General features: G+C 67.1%; 18 protein-coding genes. 7 read left to right on the top strand and 11 right to left on the bottom strand.

The features are described 5' to 3' along the window. Positions 1–5: 5 nt before the first annotated feature. The 3 genes from ACYQ7X_RS05860 to ACYQ7X_RS05850 are packed head-to-tail and all read right to left on the bottom strand — an operon-like array spanning position 6 to position 2,910. Positions 6–911: an NAD(P)-dependent oxidoreductase gene (locus tag ACYQ7X_RS05860; protein WP_459695927.1), complete on the bottom strand. Its 906-nt coding sequence runs from the start codon at positions 909–911 to the stop codon at positions 6–8. Further along, positions 908–1,834, bottom strand: coding sequence for an intradiol ring-cleavage dioxygenase (locus tag ACYQ7X_RS05855; RefSeq protein WP_459695926.1), 927 nt, complete (start codon positions 1,832–1,834; stop codon positions 908–910). The genes ACYQ7X_RS05860 and ACYQ7X_RS05855 overlap by 4 nt, the downstream gene beginning before the upstream one ends. Further along, entirely contained in the window at positions 1,831–2,910 is a 1,080-nt protein-coding gene (locus ACYQ7X_RS05850; RefSeq protein ID WP_459695925.1) for a maleylacetate reductase, read from the bottom strand. The genes ACYQ7X_RS05855 and ACYQ7X_RS05850 overlap by 4 nt, the downstream gene beginning before the upstream one ends. Before the next feature lie 378 nt (positions 2,911–3,288). On the opposite strand from ACYQ7X_RS05850, the gene ACYQ7X_RS05845 reads away from it, so the two are divergent. From ACYQ7X_RS05845 to ACYQ7X_RS05825, 5 genes are all read left to right on the top strand, one after another. Further along, on the top strand, positions 3,289–3,576 hold the full coding sequence (locus tag ACYQ7X_RS05845; protein ID WP_459695924.1) for a YciI family protein: 288 nt from the start codon (positions 3,289–3,291) through the stop codon (positions 3,574–3,576). A gap of 47 nt (positions 3,577–3,623) precedes the next feature. Next, complete coding sequence (locus ACYQ7X_RS05840) at positions 3,624–4,691, top strand: alcohol dehydrogenase catalytic domain-containing protein (RefSeq protein WP_459695923.1); 1,068 nt, start codon at positions 3,624–3,626, stop codon at positions 4,689–4,691. Positions 4,692–4,776: 85 nt separating this feature from the next. Then, positions 4,777–5,808 carry an ABC transporter permease gene (locus tag ACYQ7X_RS05835; RefSeq protein WP_459695922.1) on the top strand — a complete coding sequence of 344 codons (1,032 nt, stop codon included), beginning with the start codon at positions 4,777–4,779 and terminating at the stop codon, positions 5,806–5,808. After that, entirely contained in the window at positions 5,789–6,853 is a 1,065-nt protein-coding gene (locus ACYQ7X_RS05830) for a substrate-binding domain-containing protein (RefSeq protein WP_459695921.1), read from the top strand. Before ACYQ7X_RS05835 ends, ACYQ7X_RS05830 begins: the two co-directional genes overlap by 20 nt. Positions 6,854–6,940: 87 nt before the next feature. Next, positions 6,941–9,475: an ATP-binding cassette domain-containing protein gene (locus ACYQ7X_RS05825; RefSeq protein ID WP_459695920.1), complete on the top strand. Its 2,535-nt coding sequence runs from the start codon at positions 6,941–6,943 to the stop codon at positions 9,473–9,475. A gap of 82 nt (positions 9,476–9,557) precedes the next feature. Here ACYQ7X_RS05825 and pcaF read toward each other — a convergent pair whose 3' ends face one another. From pcaF to ACYQ7X_RS05810, 3 genes are read right to left on the bottom strand one after another with little or no spacing between them, the layout of a single operon-like run. Then, positions 9,558–10,766: a 3-oxoadipyl-CoA thiolase gene (gene pcaF, locus ACYQ7X_RS05820; protein WP_459695918.1), complete on the bottom strand. Its 1,209-nt coding sequence runs from the start codon at positions 10,764–10,766 to the stop codon at positions 9,558–9,560. Further along, positions 10,759–11,472: a CoA transferase subunit B gene (locus tag ACYQ7X_RS05815; protein ID WP_459695917.1), complete on the bottom strand. Its 714-nt coding sequence runs from the start codon at positions 11,470–11,472 to the stop codon at positions 10,759–10,761. Before ACYQ7X_RS05815 ends, pcaF begins: the two co-directional genes overlap by 8 nt. Further along, the gene (locus ACYQ7X_RS05810; RefSeq protein WP_459695916.1) at positions 11,469–12,173 is read right to left on the bottom strand and encodes a 3-oxoacid CoA-transferase subunit A; all 705 of its coding nucleotides are present in this window, start codon (positions 12,171–12,173) and stop codon (positions 11,469–11,471) included. Before ACYQ7X_RS05810 ends, ACYQ7X_RS05815 begins: the two co-directional genes overlap by 4 nt. Positions 12,174–12,327: 154 nt before the next feature. Between ACYQ7X_RS05810 and ACYQ7X_RS05805 the strand changes: the two genes are divergently transcribed. Further along, on the top strand, positions 12,328–13,083 hold the full coding sequence (locus ACYQ7X_RS05805; RefSeq protein WP_459695915.1) for an IclR family transcriptional regulator domain-containing protein: 756 nt from the start codon (positions 12,328–12,330) through the stop codon (positions 13,081–13,083). An 18-nt stretch (positions 13,084–13,101) separates the two neighbouring features. On the opposite strand, the gene hisD is transcribed toward ACYQ7X_RS05805, so the two are convergent. The 5 genes from hisD to ACYQ7X_RS05780 form a co-directional block, all read right to left on the bottom strand. Further along, positions 13,102–14,427 (bottom strand): histidinol dehydrogenase, encoded by a 1,326-nt coding sequence (hisD, locus tag ACYQ7X_RS05800; protein ID WP_459695914.1) that lies wholly within the window; start codon positions 14,425–14,427, stop codon positions 13,102–13,104. A 17-nt stretch (positions 14,428–14,444) separates the two neighbouring features. Beyond that, positions 14,445–15,227 (bottom strand): SDR family NAD(P)-dependent oxidoreductase, encoded by a 783-nt coding sequence (locus tag ACYQ7X_RS05795; RefSeq protein ID WP_459695913.1) that lies wholly within the window; start codon positions 15,225–15,227, stop codon positions 14,445–14,447. Between the two features lie 84 nt (positions 15,228–15,311). After that, positions 15,312–16,037, bottom strand: coding sequence for a UTRA domain-containing protein (locus tag ACYQ7X_RS05790; RefSeq protein WP_459695912.1), 726 nt, complete (start codon positions 16,035–16,037; stop codon positions 15,312–15,314). Positions 16,038–16,206: 169 nt separating this feature from the next. Then, complete coding sequence (locus ACYQ7X_RS05785) at positions 16,207–17,136, bottom strand: electron transfer flavoprotein subunit alpha/FixB family protein (protein WP_459695911.1); 930 nt, start codon at positions 17,134–17,136, stop codon at positions 16,207–16,209. A gap of 24 nt (positions 17,137–17,160) precedes the next feature. Beyond that, positions 17,161–17,910, bottom strand: coding sequence for an electron transfer flavoprotein subunit beta/FixA family protein (locus ACYQ7X_RS05780; protein WP_459695910.1), 750 nt, complete (start codon positions 17,908–17,910; stop codon positions 17,161–17,163). 293 nt (positions 17,911–18,203) lie between these two features. Between ACYQ7X_RS05780 and ACYQ7X_RS05775 the strand changes: the two genes are divergently transcribed. Further along, positions 18,204–19,208, top strand: coding sequence for a Gfo/Idh/MocA family protein (locus tag ACYQ7X_RS05775; protein WP_459695909.1), 1,005 nt, complete (start codon positions 18,204–18,206; stop codon positions 19,206–19,208). The last annotated feature ends 7 nt before the right edge of the window (positions 19,209–19,215 follow it).

The raw sequence follows: 19,215 nt of genomic DNA, 5'->3' as shown, positions 1-19,215 counted from the left end.
CGCCTCTAGCCCGCCATAGGGGGCCGTCTCATCCCGGCCATCGCCTCATATTGCTCGAGAAGCACGAAGAAGTCCCGCCCGCCTTGGCCCTGGGCGCGCGCCGCCTCGTATTGCTGGCGGATGAGCCCGGTGAGGAAGACCGGCACCTGCTCCTCCCGCGCGGCATCGACGAGAAGATCGAAATCCTTGATCATCTGCTCGATCGTGAAGGCCGGGGCGAAATCCCGCCGCTCCAGCATGTCGCGCTTATAGGCGATGAGGGGTGAGGCGACCGCGCTTTCGCAAATCACCTCCAGCATCTGGGCGATGGACAGGTTGCCCTTCTGCCCGAAGATCAGCGCCTCCGCCAGCAGCGCGGAGGTGGCGCCCACCAGCATGTTGATGGCGAGCTTGAGGTAGCGCGCTTCCTCCCCCGGGCCGAGATAGAATTGACGTGAGGAGAAGGCCGCGAGCAGCGGCTCCACCCGGCGATAGGCACCCTCATCGCCGGAGGCAAGCACGGTAAGCTTGCCGGCTTCGGCGGTTGCCGTGCTGCCCGAAAGTGGCGCGCGCAGGTAGTGCACGCCGGCTGCCGCCAGCGCCTCCGCAACCTCTGCCGAGACCCGGGGCGAGACGGTGCTGGTCTCGACCAGGATCGCGCCCGGCTGCATGACGCGCGCGAGCCCCTCGGGCCCGAGCACGAGATTGCGCAGCACGGCATCGTTCGGGATGGAGGAGAAGACGATGGGTGCCGCCGCGCCGACCGCCGCTGCATCCGCCGCGATCCTGCCGCCCGCGGCTTCGATCGGCCCGTGCACGTCTGACGCAGGGTCATAGGCGTGCAGCTCGTACCCCGCGGCTGCCAGATGACGGCTCATCGGCGAGCCCATCTTGCCGAGGCCGATCCAGCCGACGGCCATCCTGTTCTTCATGCGCGCGCTCCTGCCGAATGCGCAGCTCTCGGCGCGCCAGCCAGATGGGAATGGGTTTCGGGTTGCAGCCGGAAATCGAGCGCGATGGATTTGCACTCAGGCAGTAGGCCATAAGCGCTCCGCTGCTCCGGCGTCGCCACGCCAAGCGGGGCGATCAGCGCATCCTTCACGCCGAAGACTGCGTCGCTATCGAGATAGGGATCACCGTCGATGAATATATGCGTGGTCAAGCTCTCATAGCCCGCGGCGCGCAGGATGAAGTGGATATGGGCTGGGCGCATCGGATGGCGGCCGAGGGCCTTGAGCATCGCGCCTACCGGCCCATCACTCGGGATCGGGTAGGAGGCGGGCACAATGCTGCGAAACCAGAACCGCCCGTCCGCCCCGGTGCGGAACAGGCCGCGCAGGTTCATATCCGGCTGCGTTGCATCCTGCGTGTCGTAAAATCCGTCCTCCGATGTCTGCCAGACATCAAGCTCCACATCGCCGAGCGGCTGCCCGGCCGCATCGGCCACCATGCCGCTGACGAAGAGCGGCTCGCCACGGCCGTGATGCGCGATCGTCTCGCCCATCGCGAGATGCGGCGCGCCCTGCACGTAGAAGGGGCCGAGCACGGTTGACGGCGTCACCTCATCGATCTTGCGGTTGTTGATGGCATCCACCAGCATCGAGACGCCGAGCGTATCCGAGAGCAGGATGAACTCCTGCCGCCGGTCGCTGCAGATCTGCCCGGTACGGGTAAGAAACTGGATCGCCGCCAGCCACTCATCCGGTGTCAACCGCAATTCCCGAACGACGGCGTGGAGATGCGGCACCAACACGCTCATGATCTCGCGCAGCCGCGCATCCGAACAGCCCTCGTTCCGCTGCAGCACGGCCTCCGTCGCGTTCTCCTCGGTAAAGTTGCGGGCAATCGCGGTCATGCATGGGGCTCCGACTGCTGCGGCCTGCGGCCGTGATAGGCGTCATCGAGAAGACGGCGCAGCGCGCCCTTTTCCAGCGGGCGGGGGTTGGGATAGGGCTTGGCCGCCGCCAGCGCCGCCGCACGGTCGAGATCGGCCTCTCGCATGCCGAGCGCGCCGAGGGCGAGCGGGGTGCCCAGGCGCTCGGCGAGATCGAAGAGGCCCGTTGCCGCGTCATCCGTGCCGAGTGCCGTCGCGATACGGCGCATCGCCTCCGGCGCGCCCGCCGCATTATAGGCGACGGCATGCGGCAGGATCACGCTATGCGTCGGCGCATGCGGAAGATCGAAGGTGCCGCCGAGAACATGGCAAAGCTTGTGGTGCAGCGCCATACCGACGGCGCCGAGCGCCACGCCGCACAGCCAGGCGCCGTAGAGCGCCTCCTGCCGCGCCGCGCGATCCTGCGGCGACCGGACGATGACCGGCAGCGAGCGCGCGAGCGCGCCGATCGCGGCTTCGGCCATCAGCGAGATGATCGGGTTGCGCTCCTCAGCATAGAGCGCCTCGACCGCATGGGCGATCGCATTCATCCCGCTCGTGGCACTGATGGCGGGGGGCAGGGTGAGGGTCAGCGCAACATCGTAGATTGTCGTTTCCGGCAGCACTTTCCGCGTGCGCTGCGTAACCTTCTCGCCGTCCCTGGTCTCGCCGATGATCGGCGTCATCTCCGATCCGGCATAGGTGGTGGGGATGGCGATCTGCGGCATGTCGGTCCGAAGCGCGAGCGCCTTGCCGAGCCCGATCGTCGATCCGCCGCCGACCGAGACGACGCCATCTACATCGCGCTCGCGCACAAGGGCAAGCGCACGCTCCGTCACCGCAACCGGCGTATGCATCGTCGCCTGATCAAATACTCCAACCGCGATCGTCCCGAGCCGCGCCGCAATCTCACCTGCCTGCTCCCGCTGCTCCGGCGTGCAGAGCACGAGCGCGCGCCGCAGCCCAAGCCGCTCGGCCTCGGCGCCGAGTTGCGCGAGGGTGCCGTCTCCAAAGACGACGCGCATCGGCAGGCCATCGAATACGAAGTCTTCGAACACTCTACCTCCTCGATCCGCGCGTTTTATTTTGCAGTGCAAAATACCGCGATGGCGCGTTGTTTGTCGGAGGCAGGATAGATCCGCGATCAGCTACCCGGCGAGATGCAAAATATCCATTTTGAACAAAATTGCGCTGGCCAAAATGGCTGCGCCTCGTAGGTTGCGCGGAAGTAAGACCGCTGCGAAGCCCATGCTGAGGCGATAACAAATGCGGCTGCAACGGTCAAAAGGGGAGACGAACAATGAGCGATCGGCAGAGATCCGGCGCATTCGGTAGTCCTTCCAGAACGGGCGTGGCCGGCCTTGCTCTGCCCGCCATCGCCATCGCGCATTCCTTTATCTGATCGAATTCCTGAGCCATTTGCCGGAGCCTCGCCGATGCACTTCATTATCCACTGTCTGGACAAGCCCGGCGCCGTGCAGCAGCGGCTGGCCCATTACGAAGCGCATAAGGCCTATCTTGGCAAGGCGCCGGTGCGTATCCTGGTATCCGGCCCGCTGCTCGCGCCCGATCATGAAACGATGATCGGCAGCTTCTTCCTCGTCGAGGCAGAGTCGGAAGAGGACGTTCAGGCCTTTCACAATGCTGATCCCTTCAAGAAGGCCGGTATCTGGGAACGCGTGTCGATCCACCCCTTCCTCAAGCGGATGGACAATCGCAGCTAGATCACCTGCAATGGCGGCTATCTCGCCCAATGAAGGAGGATTGACCGATGCGTGCCGTTCGCTTCCACACCAAGCGCGATATTCGGGTCGAAGATGTTGCCGAGCCATCAGGGCCGCTCGGAGCGAACGACGTGCTGGTTGCACCCGTCATCTGCGGAATTTGCGGCACCGATCTGCATGAGTTCGTCGCCGGCCCGATCGTGACGCCGACGGAGCCGAACGCGCTGACGGGCGCCACGCTGCCGCAGATCCTCGGCCATGAGTTCTCGGCGCGGGTGATCGAGACCGGCGCCGCCGTGCATCATCTGAAACCCGGTGATCTCGTCTCGATCCAGCCGCTGATGGCGCCGGCGGATGACTATTACGCCCGGCGCGGCCTGTTGCATCTGAGCGAGAAGCTCGGCGTCATCGGCTTGTCGCACCCGTGGGGCGGCATGGGTGAGCGCGCGGTGCTCGATGCCGCCAACCTGATCCCGGTACCCAAAGCCCTCAGCCCGGTGCAGGCGGCGCTGATCGAGCCTGCTGCCGTTGCCGTCTATGCTGTCGATCGCGGCCGTGTGCAGGCCGGCTCATCGGTTCTCGTCTCCGGTGCCGGGCCGATCGGGGCTCTGACCCTGCTCGCCGCGCGCGCCGCCGGCGCGAGCACGCTGTTCGTATCAGAGCCTAATCCGAATCGGCTGCGCAAGGCGCAGGAAATCGTCCCCGGCGTCATTCCCATCGATCCACGCTCAGACGATCTCGTTCAGATCGTGCGGGACAATACCGAGAGTGGCGTCGGCGTCGATACCGCGCTCGAATGCGTCGGCCATGAGGGATCCCTCAACGCCTGCGTCAAGGCGGTGCGGCGCCAGGGTGTCGTCGTCCAGGCCGGGCTTCATGTGCGCTCGGCCTCGGTCGAGCCGATGCTCTGGGCGCTCAAGGATATCACCATTGAAGCGACCTGGTGCTACCCGGTGCAAAGCTGGCCGCGCATCGCCCGCATGATCGCGGCCGGCATTTTCCCGGTGGAACGCGTAGTGACCGCGACGATCGACGCCGCCGACGTGGTGCGGGATGGTTTTGAGGCGCTGCTCGATCCCGCCGGCAAGCATCTGAAAATTATGGTGACGACCTGAAGGTGCCTCGCCCTTCCTTCTAGGACGGCACCTTCGCCGATCCCGCTCAACGGCAGAAACCCGCGCAAGGATTGTGGACATTGCAATGACCATCGAGGCAGGCAGATCCAGGGCAGGAAGGCTAGACAGACGCCGCCCCGTGCCCCGGGGCTTCTCGACGATGGTGTCCGCAACGGCGCTCCTCTTCGTTGTGTGTTCTCTCTTCGCGCCATCGAGCATCGCGGCCGGGGCACTCTCGGGAAGCCTGCCTTTCGCCGCGATCCTGGCGATCGTCGGGCTCGGCCAGATGCTCGTCGTGCAGCAGGGCGGCTTCGATCTTTCGGTGGCGGGCGGCGTTTCACTCGCCGTCGTTATCGCAACGCACCTGCCGGCAGGCCATGACAGCGCCTTGTTGCCGGCCGTTCTGGTAGCCTTCGGCTGTACAGCCCTCGCCGGGGCTTGCAACGGGCTGATGGTCGGCCTGCTGCGGCTCAACGCGATCGTTGCCACGATCGGAACCAATGCGTTGCTCTACGGCGCAATTTTCGCGATTTCAGGGGGCGTTCCGCAAGCCACCACCCCTCTGCTCGCGGCAATCGCGGGGAACAGCGTCTTCGGCATCGGCAACACCGTCTGGTTCGCGCTGCTGATCCTGCTCCTGCTCGTCTTCATCGTGAAGAAAACAGTGATCGGCCGCAGGTTCGAGTTGATCGGCGCCAATCCTCTGGCGGCCAGTGCGATAGGGTTGAAAGTGCGGCGGCACCAGGCGATGGCCTATGTCTTCGCGCAACTCCTTTATTGCGTCGCCGGCATTCTGCTCGCCGGAATCACGGCCCAGCCGACGGCCTATCAGGGTGATTCGCTGCTCCTCCCCTCCGTCGCGGTGGTCGTGCTGGCGGGAACCTCTCTACTCGGCGGCCGCGGCTACCCGGTATCGACGGTGATTGCCGCGCTGTTTCTCAATCAACTGAGCCAGTTCGCGCTCGCCGTGGGTGTGCCCTATTCGGCGCAAACCATCATCCAGGCGCTCGCGCTTGGATTTGGCATCGCAGTCTATTCCCTGCGCTGGCCAAGCAGGACGAACACAATCAACAAAACCAAAGCTCCGGAGGAAAGAGATGACCTTGTCGCTTCCTAGACTGCCGCTGGCCCTGGCCGCAGCGGCGACCGCGCTGGCACTGACCGCGGCTCACGCCCAGGCCGCCTCGCCCTCCTGGTGCGGCGCGAAGAAGACGCAACTCGCCTTGCTCGACGGGTTCGGTGGCAATAGCTGGCGCGAAATCACCCGCGCTTCGGCGACCGAGGAAGCCGCGAAATGCCCGAACGTGACAAGCTTCATCTACTCGAACGCGCAAGGCAATACGGCCAAGGCGATTTCCGACATCAAGAGCATGGCGGCCCGCGGCGTGCCGGCAATGGTCGTCTTCGGTGATTCCGGCCCCGCTATCCTGCCCGCGCTCACCAGCGTCTATCACGCTGGCGATATCGTCGTGCCCTATCGCGTCAATGTCGGCGGCAAGGCCGGTGTGAACTACACCCAGTTCGTTGGCTCCTCCTTCGAGAATGACGGCAAGAACTGGGGAGAATGGATCAAGCAGAACTTCCCGCAGGGTGCCAAGATGCTGTTCCTCAGCGGGCCGGCGGGCAATAGCCAGGGCCAGGAGGAGCTTGTGGGTCTGCGCAGCGTTCTCGGCGCGAACTACACCTTCCTCAACCCCGCGCCCTATGACGTGACCAACTGGGACCCTGCCTTGACGCAGCAGGTGCTGACCTCGGAGATCTCGAAGCATCCCAATATCGACGTCATCATCTCCGACTTCGGACCCTCGCTCGTCGGCGCGCTGCCGGTGTTTCAGAAGTTCCACCGGTCGATCCCGGCGATCGCGACCAGCGATGGCAACTCGCTCGGCTGCTTCTGGCAGCAGCATCATGCGGCAAACCCTGATTTCAAGCTGTTCACCGTCGCCACCGGCAACGACAATGTGCGCCTCGCGGTGGATTGGGCGGTGGCCGAGGCGACCGGCGGCAAGGTGCCCGATACCAATATGTTCCGCGCACCGGTTTTCGAAAATTCGGTAACCGGCAAGCCCCATCCGGTCGAGTGCCGCCCAAACCTGCCGGGCAATATCTATCTCTCCGCGCAGATGTCTCCCGATGCGCAGGCAAAAGTGATCAACCAGTGATCGTCGCTCGGCCCCCGCCGGCAGCCAGGCGGGGGCCGATGTCTTGAGAGTTTCATCCTCCTGGGTCATGCAATGCGGAATGAAGTGGTGTCGATAGCGCAGCCGAGCGTGAAAGGTAGAGAGATCCACGCCGGTGGTCAGCCGAATATCCGCCTTCAGCTCTCGAACGTCTCGAAGAGCTTCGCCGGTATCACCGCGCTTGCGGATGTGAGCGCCACCTTCTTCGCCGGTGAAGTGCATGCGGTGCTCGGCGAGAACGGCGCCGGCAAGTCCACCTTGATGAATATCATCGCCGGTGCCTTGCGCCCGAGTCAGGGGACGATCGCTTTCGAAGGCCAGACGGTCGGGCCGATGTCGCCCGAACTCGCCGCCTCGCTCGGAATCGCGATCTGCTACCAGCATCCGAACCTGCTGGAAGATCTCTCGGTCCTTGAAAACCTGCAAGTCGCGCTGCCGCGCACGCTCTTTGCCGGCCGGCCGGCGGAGGAGATCGCACGCGGTATCCTCGCCAATGTCGGGCTCGAGATTCCGCTGTCCGAGCGTGGCGAGAAACTCACCATCGCGCAGAAGCAGTTGATCGAGCTTGCGAAGGCGCTTGCCGTTCGGCCGAAGCTCCTGATCCTCGATGAGCCCACCGCCTCGTTGGACCAGGAATCGACCGAACTCCTGTTCCGGCGCGTTCACGAAGCGGTCGCCCTCGGCACATCCATCATCTACATCACCCATCGCATGGCCGAGGTGCGCCAGATCGCCCATCGCGTCACCGTCCTCAGGGACGGCCGGGTGCGTGGCGGCGGCATGGTGGATGCGGTGAGCGATGCGGATTTGCTGGCACTCATCGTGGGGCGGACGCTCGGTTCCGCTTTCCCGGCCAAATCGGCCCGCCTGGCGGGGCCGCCCTGCCTCTCGGTTCGCGGCCTGCACGGGCAGAGGTTCCGCGATGTAAATTTCGCGGCGACCGCAGGCGAGATTGTCGGCGTCGCCGGCGTCAGCGGCAATGGCCAATCCGAACTCATGCGGGCGCTGGCGGGGCTCACGCCTTTCGATGGTGAGGTCAACCTCCACGGACGCAAGGTGGCGCGGCCCGAGCTTCAGCGCCGCGCGGCCTTCATGCCCGCGGATCGGCATGCCGAGGGCGTCGCCGGCAGTCTCTCGGTGCGTGAAAACGCGGCCGCCGGCGCGCTCGGGAAGATGGGGCTGTTCGGCGTCATGTCCCGCCGGCGGGAACTCCGCATGATCGACGAGATGTTCGATGTGTTGGCGGTCAAGGCGCCGGGGCTTGAAGCGCCGATCCTCGCCCTTTCCGGCGGCAATCAGCAGAAGGTCGTGATGGCGCGCGCGCTGCTCTCCGGCCCCGATCTTATCATCGCCGATGAGCCGACGCAGGGCGTCGATGTCGGCGCGCGGGCGGAGATCTATCGTATTCTGCGCCAGGCCGCGGATGATGGTGCGGCCGTCATCGTCAATTCATCGGATGCCGCGGAGCTTGAGGGATTGTGCGACAAGGTGATCGTGCTGTCGCGCGGCCGCGTGGTCGAGACGCTGACGGGCGATGAGATCACCGAGACGCGCATCGTGGGCGCGGCGGTCGGTGCGCTCACCCATTTTCATGAGGCCGAGCAGGCCGCCTGGCAGACCGCCGGCCGCTCGCGGTGGCGGCAGGCCTTGGAGGGTGACAGCGCGACCGTGATCCCGCTCGCGGTGGTGACTGTTCTGCTCGCGCTCCTCGGCTTCAGCTACAATCCGCACTACCTTTCCGCCTTCAACATCAGCAATGTGCTGCAATTGGCGACCACGCTCGGCTTCATCGCTTTTGGCCAGACGGTCGCCATGCTGCTCGGCGGGATCGATCTGTCGGTAGGGCCGCTTTCCGGCTTCCTCGTCGTCGTCGCATCCTTCTTCATCAACACCGGGCATCCGGCCGGCATGTTCGCGGCCGGCTTCGTGCTGATTATCCTCGGTGCCGGCGCCGTCGGGCTCATCAATGGCGGGCTCATCCGCTTCGCCAATTTCACGCCGATCGCGGCGACACTTGCCATGTATATCGGCCTGCAAGGCGCGAGCTTCCTGCTGCGCGGCGGCCCGGGCGGCTATATCGATGCCGGTGTCGTCGGTGCGCTGTCGCTGCAGATCGGCCCTCTGCCGGTCGCCTTCCTCGTCATGTGCCTGGTGGCCGGCGCCAGCGAATATCTGCTGCGATGCTCGCGCCTCGGCTGGCGGCTGCGCGCCGTCGGCTCAGATGAGCACGCAGCCCGCCGCATCGGGCTGCGGACTGACCGGATCTTCATTCTCGGCTATATCGCGAGCGCGCTCTTCACCGCGCTCGGCGCGATCATGCTCATGGCGCAGATCGGTGTGGGCGATCCGCAGCAGGGCATCTCCTACACGCTCGGCAGCATCACAGCCGTGGTCCTGGGCGGCACCAGCCTGCGCGGCGGGCGAGGGAGTTTCATCGGCACCGCACTCGGCGCATTGCTGCTGACGGAGGTGCTGAACGTCGTCTCCTTCCTCGGCATGTCGCAAACCTGGCAATATGTCTTCCAGGGGTTGCTTGTGCTCTCCTCCGCTCTCATCTACGCGACGCTGCGCGGGCGGGGTGGCGCAGGCAAGAAGCTGGCATGAAGCCGCCACGGGCGCCGCGAGAGAGCGGAGCCGGTCCTTGCCGGATCACCTCGGCTGATCGGCGGGCGATGCCCGCCCAAGCCTAGACCCGCTCAAGCGCGATCGCGATTCCCTGGCCGACGCCGATGCACATGGCGGCGAGCGCCCGCCTGCCGCCGCTCTCGGCGAGTTCCAGCGCCGCCGTGCCGGTGATCCGCGCGCCGGACATGCCGAGCGGATGGCCGAGCGCGATCGCCCCGCCATTGCGGTTTACCCTTGCGTCATCATCCGCAATGCCGATCTGCCGCAGTGTCGCGAGCGCCTGGGAGGCGAAGGCTTCGTTCAGCTCGATCACGTCGATCTCCGCAACACGAAGACCGAGGCGGGCCATCAGCTTCTGGCTGGCGGGCGCAGGCCCGATCCCCATGATCCGTGGCGGCACGCCGGCCGTCGCACTTCCGAGCACGCGGGCGATCGGCGTGAGGCCATGCTGCCGCGCCGCCGCTTCGGAGGCGATGATGAGCGCGGCCGCGCCGTCATTCACGCCCGAGGCATTGCCGGCCGTCACCGTCGCCCCGGCGATGCCAGGATTGATCGGCTTGAGCCGAGCAAGCGCGTCGAGGCTCGTCGCCCGCGGGTGCTCGTCCCGCTCCACCAGCAGCGGCTCGCCCTTGCGTTGCGGGACGGAGACGGGCGTGATCTCGCGGCCGAGCCGGCCGCTCCGCTGCGCGGCCTCGGCCTTGGCCTGGCTCGCCAGCGCAAAGCGATCCTGGTCGGCACGCGAAACCGCGTAGTCGATCGCGACATTGTCGCCGGTCTCCGGCATCGAATCGACGCCATATTGCGCGCGCATCAGAGGGTTGATGAAACGCCAGCCGATCGTCGTGTCGTGGATTTCCATGTTGCGGGAGAAGGCGCTGTGCGCCTTCGGCATCACGAAGGGCGCGCGGCTCATGCTCTCGACCCCGCCAGCGATGATGAGCTCCGCCTCGCCGCTGCGGATGGCGCGCGCGGCGACGGCCACCGCATCCATGCCGGAGCCGCAGAGCCGGTTGATCGTCGTGCCGGTAACCGATGCCGGCAGCCCCGCGAGCAGGAGGGACATGCGGGCGACGTTGCGGTTATCTTCCCCCGCCTGATTGGCGCAGCCGAAGATCACATCCTCTACCGCCTCCCAATCGAGCGCCGGATGCGCCGCCATCAGCCGCTTGAGCGGGATGGCGCCGAGATCGTCTGCCCGCACGGCAGAGAGCGCGCCGCCGAAACGTCCGATCGGGGTGCGGGTATAGGCGCAGATGAAAGCCTCACTCATGACCTTGGCCTTGCAACACCGGGGCGATGAGATCGCCCACCGGCCCATCGAGATCGAGCGGTGCGCCGGTCATCGCCTGCAGCGCATCGAACGAGAGGCCGGGCAGCTTCTCGCGCAGCACGAAGCGGCCGCCGGCGATGTCGATCACCGCATGGCTGGTATAGACGCGGGTGACGCAGCCGACGCCGGTGAGCGGCAGCGTGCACTGCTGCACGAGCTTCGGCTCACCCGTTTTCGTCTGATGCTCGGTGATGACAAAAACCTGCTTCGCGCCATGAACGAGATCCATCGCCCCGCCGACCGCCGGCACCGCATTGCCGCCGACGCGCCAGTTGGCCAGATCGCCATTGGCGGAAACCTGGAAGGCACCGAGGATGGCGACATCCAGGTGCCCGCCCCGCACCATGGCGAAGCTATCGGCGTGGTGGAAGAAGGCGGCGCCGGGCTTCAGCGTCACCGCCTTCTTGCCGGCGTTGATGAGATCCCAATCCTCCTCGCCGGGCGGTGGCGGCTCGCCGAAATTGAGAATGCCGTTTTCGGTGTGGAAGATCGCCTGCCGCCCTGGCGGCTGGTAGCGCGCCACGAGTTCGGGAAAGCCGATGCCGAGGTTGACATAGGCGCCGTCGGCAATGTCCTGCGCCGCACGCCAGGCGATCTGCGCGGAGGAAAGCCGCTGCTCCGCCACGCTACTCGCTTGCGTCATCATGGGTAGCTCGCTCCCGCGCGAATGAGGTCTTCTTCCTGGGCCGGCGCGGCAATCTCCACCACACGATCGACGAAGATGCCCGGTGTCACCACCGCTTCCGGGTCTATCCCGCCGGCTGGGAGGATACGCGATGCCTGCACGATCGTCTCGGCGGCGGCCATGCACATCAGCGGGCCGAAATTGCGCGCGGCCTTGGTATAGGTGAGATTGCCCATGCGATCCGCGAGATGCGCCTTCACCAGCGCGAAATCCGCCTTGAGCCAGCGTTCCTGCAGGTAGGGCCGGCCATCGAAATGCACGACCGGCTTGCCCTCGGCGAGTTCGGTGCCATAGCCGGTCGGCGTATAGAAGGCCGGGATGCCGGCGCCGCCCGCTCGGATACGCTCGGCGAGCGTGCCCTGCGGCACCAGTTCCAACTCGATCTCGCCCGCCAGATAGCGCTCGGTAAAGGCGCGGGGATCGGAAGAGCGCGGGAAGGAGCAGATGAGTTTCCCCACCATCCCGGCATCGATCATCGCGGCGAGGCCGACCCGCCCGTTGCCGGCATTGTTGTTGACGATGGTGAGGTTGCGCGGCCGCCGGTCGATCAGCGCATGGATCAGCTCGATCGGCGCGCCCGATCCGCCGAACCCCCCGATCATCACCACCGCGCCATCCCCGATGGCGGAGACGGCTTCGGCCGCGTCGGCGGCTATCTTCATGGATCTGCCCTCGTTCTTCCCGTGCAGCGCTGCGCAGCTTTTGGCCGGCGTGCCGGCCCCTCAGACCTAGAGCCCGCGCCCCTGTTCATCAACCAAATTGTGCGATATTTGATTTTTGTTCAATAATCGCACGGTTCTGGTGTCTGGAGGTGCCATGAAGCAGACGGATTTCCTCGGCGGCTTCGCCAAGGGCCTCTCCGTCATCGAGGTGTTCGACGCGAGCCGCCCGCGCCTCTCGATCGGCCAGGTTTCAGCCGCGACGGGGCTCGACCGCGCGACCGCGCGGCGTTGCCTGCTCACCCTGGTCCAACTCGGCTATGCGCGGAGCGATGGCAAGTATTTCGAACTGACGCCGCGCGTGCTCCGCCTCGGCCATGCCTATCTCGGTGCCAATGCCCTGCCGCGGCTGCTGCAGCCGCATCTCGACGCGCTCTCCGCAGAGGTCGGGCAGAGTGCCTCCGCCAGCGTGCTGGACGGCACCGAGATCGTCTATATCGCCCGCGCGGCGCAGCGGCGCGTCATGTCCATCACCCTCATGCCGGGCTCGCGCCTGCCCGCCTGGTGCGCATCCATGGGCCGGGTCTTGCTCGCCGCACTGGCCGAGGATGCGGCGCGCGCCATTCTGCAAGCCTCCGAGATCCGCGCGCTGACACCGTTCACGCGCACCGAGCCTGCGGCACTCCTCGCCGAACTCGCGCTGATCCGTGGCCAGGGCTATGCGGTGATCGATCAGGAATTGGAGCGCGGTCTCTGCTCCATCGCGGTGCCGGTCGCCGATCAGCGCGGGCGCGTCGTCGCCGCGCTCAATATCGGCGCTGCCGCCTCCGTCGTCCCGGCGGCGGAGATGCCCGGCCTCTACCTGCCGGCGATGCGCCGGGTGGCAGCCGCGATCGCCGCCGTGCTCGCCTGAACCGCCGCCGCCGAGCCCTCACTCCGCCAGGAAGGGATCGCGCAGCGTGCTGACAGCGTTGACGTGCGAGGAGAAGCCTTCATAGGTGCCCAGCACGCGGGCCGCAGCCGCGAGGTCGGGGTAGCCTTTGCGGGTGACATAGCCCACGGAACTACGGCGGATGAAATCCGTCACCGCCAGGGGGCCATAGGTGCGCGCGCCGCGCGAGGTCGGCAGCACCGCATTGGGGCCGAGCGCGAAATTGGCGATCGAGATCGGCGTATGCGGGCCGAGCAGAATCTCCGCCGCATCGGTGATCGCGCCGAGATATTCGAAGGGCCTGGTGGAGAGGATCTCCAGATGCTCCGGCGCGTAATCGTTGACGAAGGCGCAGGCCTCCTCCATCGAGCCCGCGAGGATGATGCCGCCGGCCCGCCCGGTCAGCACCGCGCGGGAGAACTCCGCCCGTTGCGGGGTCATCTTCTCCCAGAGGCCGGGCAGCGCGGCAAGCGCCTCCTGCACGACGCGCTCGGACGGGGTGACGAGCCAGGCAGAACTATCCGGCCCATGCTCGGCCTCGATGAGGAGATCGAGCGCCGCCAGCCCGCCGGAAACCGTCTCATCGGCGAGGATGATCGCTTCCGATGGTCCGGCCGGCAGCCCGGGGTCGATCGCGCCGGCGAGCAAGCGCTTGGCCGCCACCACCCAAGGGCTGCCCGGCCCCACGATCTTCTGCGCCTTCCGCACCGTCTCGGTGCCGAAGGCGACCGCCGCCACCGCCTGCGCGCCACCCACCTTATAGACGGTCTTGACCCCGGCGATGCGCGCGGCCACCAGGGTTGCGGCATCCACCTTGCCGTCCGGCCCTGGCGGCGTCAAAATCGCGAGATGCGGCACCCCGGCAACGACGCCGGGCACCGATGTCATCATCGTGACGGAGGGGAAGGAGCCCTTGCCGCGCGGCACGTAGAGCGCGACAGAGTTGATCGGCAGGTAGCGATCGCCTGCGAAAGCGCCGGGGCGCACTTCCTTCAGCCACATCGGCTCGGGCAGCTGCTCTTCATGGAAGCGGCGAATATTCTCGATACTAAAACGAATAGCCTCGCGCACGGCCTCGTCCACCGCGCCGAAGGCCTCGTCGAACTCGGCGTCCGACACCTGGAGCTGGTCCCCGGTGAGGCTCGCCGCACCATCGAATTCGCGGCCGAAGCGGACCAGCGCATCGTCGCCCTCCTGCCGCACCGCATCGATGATCGGCCGGACCTTGTCGAGAAAGCCCGAAAGATCGGCCTCCGAACGGGCGGTCAGCGCCGCCCGCTCCTCTCCGCTCAGCTTCTGGAGGGTCTGGACGTTGATGCCGGACATGTGCTTGCCGCCTCGCTTCAGATCGTTGACAGGTAGCCGCCGTCGATCACCAGGCATTGCCCGGTCATATAGCCGGCGGCGCGGCTGCCGAGGAAGAGCGCCGCGCCGACGAGATCGGCCAACTCCCCAAGGCGGCCGAGCGGCACTTTCGCCGTCATCGCCGCGACCCAGGCCGGATCCGCGTAGAAGGCTGCGGTCAGGTCAGTCTCGAAATAACCCGGCGCGATGGCATTGACGCGAATGCCGGCCGCGCCCCATTCGGCGGCCAGCCCCCGCGTCATGCCGAGCAGCCCGGCTTTCGAAGTGGTGTAGGGCACCGCCTTCGGCACGCCCACGAAGGAGGTGAGCGAGGCGATGTTGATGATGGCGCCGCCGCCGCGCCCCGCCATCTCCTCCGCCACCGCCTGCGCGACGAAGAAGGCGCCCTTGAGATTGGTCTGCATGATCCTGTCCCACAGCGCTTCATCGACATCGCGCGCCGGGCGGAGTTCCTCCACACCGGCATTGTTGACGAGAAGATCGACGGGCCCGGCGAGCGCCAGGGCGTGGCGGATGGAAGCGATGTCCCGCTGGTCGCAGGCAAGGCTCTGCGCCGTGCCGCCGAGTGCTGCGATCTCCGCGGCGGTCGCCTCCAGCGCCTCGGCGCTCCGCGCCGTGATGATGAGCGCGGCACCCGCCTGGGCGAAGCCGAGCGCGAGCGCGCGGCCGATCCCGCGGCTCGCCCCGGTCACGAGAACGCGCTGGCCGGCATAGGAGAAGAGACGCTCGATCCAGCTATGCCCGCCGGCCGCCGCAGACATCCGCGCCCTCCCCACATGTCTATACAAAAATGCCAGCCCGCTCCGCTTGCGTCAATCAAAGCGGCGCCCCGGGCCGGTCCCGGCTCAGGGCGCGAATTCGGCGATCAGCTGATGCGCAACACCTGGGTAGAGCAGGCGCACATGCGTCACCCAGCTCTGGTCGATGCGCGTCTTGCGGAGGATTTCGAGGCAAGCGGCGCCGATCGGCAGTTCGAGGTGCCGGGCATCCTTGCCGAGCGCGTTGACCGCCCGGATGCGATGGCTCGCGGCGCTGAAGGGCATGGAGTGCAGCAGCCACTGGCCGGGCACGGTCGTGCTGAAATCCGCCTCCAGCGCGGCCGGGGCGATGCGGGTGTTGATCGCCCGCGTCTCCAGGCAGAAGGCTTCGCCATCGGCGAGATGCAGGCCGGCGAGGATGAGCATCGCCTGCATCCCGCCATCCTGGCGAAGATCGAGCAGGCTCCGCTCGCTCTCCTGCAGCGGCCGCAGCTCGGCTTCGAGCAGCCGCCAGGCGTAAAGCCGGCCGAGGCCCGCGATCTCCTGCGCGATATCAGCGATTTCCATGACCGCGGACTGGCCACGCGGCTGCGCCACCACCGTGCCGCTGCGGCGGCGGCGCAGCAGCAGCCCTTCCCGCGAAAGCTGCGTCAGCACCTTGTTCATCGTCATGCGGGAAACGCCGTGGGCGGCGGCGAGGTCGGTTTCCTTGGGCAAGGGGTGGCCGGGCGGCCAGAGGCCGGAGAGGATGTTCTGCCGCATCTCTGCGCTGATGCGCGCATGCCGCGTATCGGCTCGGTCGGAAGGCGGCATGCACCACTCTCTGCAACGGGGGCGGTCTTGAGGCGCGGGCGCGGGCGCCGCCACCCGGCAGCGCCCGCAGCACGCAGCGCCTATCTATAGGCGTGACACCCCGGCCCCGCCAGCAAGCCCGCGGATGCCGCGCTCGTCCCCCCGGCCTTCGCCTCCGCCGTTCCGGCGCCTACAGCGCCTTCTCAAGCTCCGGCAGGATGGTGAAGAGATCGCCCACCAGCCCGTAATCGGCCACCTGGAAGATCGGCGCTTCGGCATCCTTGTTGATGGCGACGATGATCTTGCTGTCCTTCATCCCCGCCAGATGCTGGATGGCGCCGGAGATGCCGACCGCGATGTAGAGATCGGGCGCCACCACCTTGCCCGTCTGCCCCACCTGCTGGTCGTTCGGCGCGTAGCCGGCATCGACCGCGGCGCGCGAAGCGCCGATCGCAGCCCCGAGCTTGTCGGCGACCGGGGTGATGAGTTCCTGGAACTTCTCGGAAGAGCCGAGCGCGCGGCCCCCCGAGACGATGATCTTGGCAGACGGCAGCTCCGGCCGCTCGGATTTCGAGAGGCTTTCGCCGACGAAGCTCGAAACCCCCGGATCGGCGGCGGCCGCCACCGTCTCGATCGGCGCGGCGCCGCCTTCGGCCGCCGGCGGGAAGGCGCTGGTGCGGATCGTCAGCACCTTCTTCGCATCCGTCGCCTGCACCGTCTGGATGGCGTTGCCGGCATAGATCGGCCGCTCGAAAGTATCGGGCGAGACGATCTTGAGCACGTCCGACACCTGCATGACATCGAGCAGCGCGGCGACCCGCGGCATGACATTCTTGCCTGAGGCGGAGGCGGGTGCGGCCAGCACGTCATAGCCCGGGGCGAGGGACAGGATCAGCGCGGCCAGCGGCTCGGCCAGCTGGTGGGCGAGCGCGCCATCTTCGGCGAGCAGCACCCGGGCGACGCCGGCGAGCTTGGCCGCCGCCTCCGCCGCCGCGCGGGCACCCTGCCCCGCCACCAGCACATCCACCGTGCCGCCGAGCGCCTGGAGGGCGGCAATGCTCCGCGCCGTCGTCTCCTTCAGCGCCAGGTTATCGTGATCGGCCAGAACGAGCGTCTTCATCTCTCTCTTCTCCCGTCTCGCGTCTCAGATGACGCCGGCTTCGTCGCGCAGCTTGGAGACGAGTTCGCCGACCGAGCCGACCTTCACCCCCGCCTTGCGCCCTGCGGGCTCCACCGTCTTCAGCACCTTGAGTCGCGGCGCCGGATCGATGCCGAGTTCCGCCACCGGGCGGATGGCGACGGGCTTCTTCTTCGCCTTCATGATGTTCGGCAGGCTCGCATAGCGCGGCTCGTTGAGGCGGAGATCGGTCGTCACGATCGCGGGAAGTGCGAGCGAGACGGTCTGCAAGCCGCCATCGACCTCCCGCGTGACGGCGATCCGCCCCTCGCCGACCTCGACCTTGGAGGCGAAGGTGCCCTGCGGCCAACCGAGCAGGGCGGCCAGCATCTGGCCGGTCTGGCCGCAATCATCGTCGATCGCCTGCTTGCCGAGGATGACGAGGTCGGGCTTCTCCTCGGCCACCACCGCCATGAGGATCTTGGCGACGGCGAGCGGCTCCACCGCTTCGGCCACCTCCACCACGAGGCCGCGATCGGCCCCCATGGCGAGCGCGGTGCGCACCGTCTCCTGCGCCTGCGAAGGCCCGATGGAGACGGCGACGATCTCGGTCGCGCGGCCGGCCTCGCGCAGGCGGATCGCCTCTTCGACGGCGATTTCATCGAAGGGGTTCATCGACATCTTGACGTTGGCGAGCTCGACGCCGGACCCGTCCGCCTTGACACGAACGCGGACGTTGTAATCGACCACCCGCTTTACAGGCACCAGGATCTTCATCAGGCCTCCAGAAACAGCATGCACGCGCCGGCGCGCGATGGGGCCAGTCCTATAGGCTGGGGGCGGGCCGGCGCAACTCCCTCGATGCCGCCATTAGGTGAAACGCCCCGGCCCGGAAAACTGGACCGGAGGCGACCGTGCCCCAGCCCGAATGCGACATGCGGGCGGGCAGGACCACCCGGCAGGCCCGGCTGGACAGGGCCGGCCGGCGCAGGCAGGCTCCCTGCGCCCGAGCCGCGCGGGGTGCGCCCCACGCTGATCAGCAAGAAACAGGCGGAAGCAGAGGAAAACCCATGGCAGCGACGGTCAACTGGGGCGTGCTCAGCACGGCGAAAATCGGCCGCGAGCAGGTAATCCCGGCGATGCAGAAGGGCGCGGTCAGCCGCATCCTCGGCCTCGCCTCGCGCGATGAGGGCAAGGCCCGCGCCACCGCCGGGGCCCTCGGCATCCCCCGCGCCTACGGCTCCTACGAGGCGCTGCTGGCGGACCCCGAGATCCAGGCGATCTACAACCCGCTGCCCAACCACCTGCATGTTCCCTGGACGATCCGCGCGCTCGAAGCCGGCAAGCATGTACTCTGCGAAAAGCCGATCGCGCTCGGCGCGGCGGAGGCGGAGGCGCTGCTGGCGGCGCGCGACCGCACCGGGCTGATCGTCGCGGAAGCCTTCATGGTCCGCCACGCGCCCTGGTGGCAGCGCGTCCGCAGCCTGGTGCGGGAAGGCCGGCTCGGCCGCGTCTCAGCGATCCAGACGGCTTTCAGCTACTATCTCGATGATCCCGGCAATATCCGCAACATGGCCGATATCGGCGGCGGCGGGCTGATGGATATCGGCTGCTACGCCATCGCCACCGCCCGCTACATCTGGGGCTCGGAGCCGAGGCGCGTCGCCGCCCTGATGGAGCGGGACCCCGCGATGGGGACGGACCGGCTGACGAGCGCGCTGCTCGCCTTCCCCGAGGGCCAGCTGAGCTTCGTCTGCGCGACGCAGCTGGTGCCGCATCAGCGGGTGACGATCATGGGCAGCAAGGCGCGGGTGGAGGTGCTGATCCCCTTCAACGCGCCGAAGGACACGCCCTGCGAGATCCTGATCGACGAAGGCCGCGCCCTCGGCGGCCGCATGGCCGAGGTCGAAAGCTTCGCGCCGGCCGACCAGTACACCCTCCAGGGCGACGCCGTCTCCCGCGCCATTCTGGGCGAGGCAGCGCTGGAATTCCCGCTCGAAGACGCGATCGCCAATATGCGGGTGATCGACGCGCTGTTCCGCGCCGCCGAACGGGGAAGCTGGGAGACGGTCTGAGCCGCCT

It is taken from the genome of Acidisoma sp. C75 (genome assembly GCF_054665095.1).
Note: the sequence above shows the minus strand (reverse complement) of the source record. Positions and strands in the feature narration are given on the sequence as shown.